1 protein-coding gene is annotated in these 1,165 nt (G+C 39.6%); it reads left to right on the forward strand.

Translation table 11 applies throughout. The features are described from left to right. The first annotated feature begins 385 nt into the window (after positions 1 to 385). Complete coding sequence (locus BUB35_RS18365; protein WP_072854078.1) at positions 386 to 1,084, forward strand: FAD-dependent oxidoreductase; 699 nt, start codon at positions 386 to 388, stop codon at positions 1,082 to 1,084. The last annotated feature ends 81 nt before the right edge of the window (positions 1,085 to 1,165 follow it).

Genomic DNA, 1,165 nt, shown 5'->3' on the forward strand with positions numbered 1-1,165 from the left:
ATTATAACGCAGGAGGTTTCTTTCTTATACTAAAGTATTTTTACCTACCCCCAGTTGAACTGGGGGTTTTGTCATACCTGTTCGGCGTACAATAATGAAAAAAGTTGCAGTTTTTACTGCAACTTTTTTCATGTTTTTGGGATTTTTATTGTTTTAGCTTTGATGGTATTGGTATTTCAAAGGGATTTTCGGTGGAAAAAAGAAGACAATTTGGATTTTGTATACGAAATAACATGTTTTTTACCAGAATGAGAAAAGAAAAATAGATTATTTGCTAAAAAAATTTGTATTTGAAATGTTTTTTTAGAGAGTTGGCACAGGACTTGCTTTTTATTAGGGCGTAACAAATCAAAAAACTTTTTTAAAATGAAAGGAGTAATGAAGTATGATTATTGGATGCCCTAAGGAAATGAAAGCTGGAGAAACAAGAGTTGCTTTAACACCCGAATGGACAAGAACATTGGTGCAGGACGGACATGAAGTTCTGATCCAGAAGGATGCCGGTGCGAATTGCGGTTTTCATGATGCAGACTACATTGCGGCAGGCGCGAAAATAGAAGAAACCATTGCCGATGTTTATAAAAAAGCAGAATTTGTGGTGAAAGTAAAAGAATTGCAGGCAGGAGAATACGATCTGCTGCAAAAAGATCAGATTGTTATGGCTTGGTTCCATCTGGCAGAAGATGTGGATCACGATATGCTGCATGCAATGCTGGATCATGGCACAGTTGGTCTGGGCATGGAACTGATCAAACTGCCTGACGGCACAAGACCTACTATCAAACCAATGAGTGAAATCGCAGGCAGCCTTGCAATGCTGGAAGCAGTAAAATATGGACTGGTAGATCGTGGCGGCAGCGGTACATTGTTCAGAAAGCTTTCTGGACTGCCAGCACCCAGAGTGTTGATTATCGGCGGCGGTCATGCAGGCGTAAATGCGGCAGAAATTGCGTTGGGTCTTGGTCTGCGGGTTACCATTGTAGAAAACTATTGGAAGAGAATTGCAGAACTGCGCTATATTCTGCCCGGTGTAGAAGTTATCGCATGGGAAGATGCAACTGTAAAAGAATATATGGCAGTGTGAAACTTTTTCTGTAAATATGTAATTGAAGAGGTTCTTCTATGGTAAAATTTAAATCATAGGAGGACCTTTTATTATGGCAAA

The sequence above is a fragment of the Anaerotignum lactatifermentans DSM 14214 genome, assembly GCF_900142265.1.
GTDB lineage: Bacteria > Bacillota > Clostridia > Lachnospirales > Anaerotignaceae > Anaerotignum > Anaerotignum lactatifermentans.